This is a genomic window from Collinsella aerofaciens (assembly GCF_964283865.1).
GTDB lineage: Bacteria > Actinomycetota > Coriobacteriia > Coriobacteriales > Coriobacteriaceae > Collinsella.
The window spans coordinates 1-1,023 of sequence record NZ_CAXYLS010000035.1 but is presented as its reverse complement, the minus strand read 5'-3'; the positions used below and the strand labels follow the sequence as shown (position 1 = coordinate 1,023).

Below are 1,023 nucleotides of genomic sequence, written 5' to 3'. Positions count from 1 at the left end.
TTTAAGAACGTCCATTACAGTCGAAATTGTCAGCCCGGGCCCGTCTCGGGCTACGATTGAGGCGCGCCCAGAACGGGCCGCCGACCGGGCGCCCGCGCACGGCCGAACGTCCCTGCCCCCGAGAGGGCCCGTTGGGTGCTGCCGGCGCGGGACGCGCCGCCCCCGACGGCTGATAGGAAAGTGCCGGGCAGGCGCCGCGGCTGGTAATGTGAGTGCCGAGGGGGAGGCCATCCGGTCGAACGACTACCGGAAGGATACCACCGTGAAAGCGCCATCCACCAGGCCCGCGGCCGTGCTCGGCCTGGACGTCGGCAAGTCCTCCCACTGGGCCTGCCTGATCGACCGCGACGGGGAGGTGCTGGCCAGCGCCCCCGTCCGCAACAGGGAGGCCGAGCTCGACGCGCTGTTCGCCTCCGCGCCCGCCGGCACGCTCGTCGTCGTCGACCAGTTCCGCAACATAGGGTCCCTCGCCGTGAGGCGGGCCCGCGCCGCGGGGCTCGGGGTCGCCCACCTGCCCGGGCTCGCCGCCAGCCGCGCCGCGGGCCTGTTCGCCGGCGAGGCCAAGACCGACGAGCGCGACGCCGCGGTGATCGCGCGGACCGCCCTGGGCGTGCCGGACTCCCTGTCGGGGGTCCCGGGCCGCGGCGAGGCCCTCGAGGCCGCCCGCGCCCTCTCGTCGCAGCGCGACCACGTCGTCGCCTGCGCGACCAGGGACAAGAACCGCCTGCGCGCGGTGCTGCTCGAGTCCTGCCCGGCCCTCGAGGCCGCGGTCGACCTGTCGGACCGGCGGTGGCTGGAGCTGCTCGCCGGGTTCGGCGGGGCGTGGGGGATCGCCCGCTCCGGGGCCGGGGGCCCGCGGGCCGAGGCCGCCGGGGAGGCCGCGGCCGCCTCCACCGCGCCCCCGCCGGCGCTCGTCGAGGCCGAGAACAGGCAGGTCAGGTTCCTGGCCGCCCGGATATCGGAGGCCCTCGACGAGGCCGGGGCCCTCGAGGCCGAGACGGCGGGGCTGCTCGAGGGCGACGA

1 protein-coding gene is annotated in these 1,023 nt (G+C 76.2%); it reads left to right on the top strand.

The genetic code is table 11. The features are described 5' to 3' along the window. Positions 1-262: 262 nt before the first annotated feature. Positions 263-1,023, top strand: a 761-nt coding sequence (locus tag ACRX4W_RS09725; protein ID WP_432300269.1) for an IS110 family transposase, incomplete at its 3' end; no start/stop codon positions are given.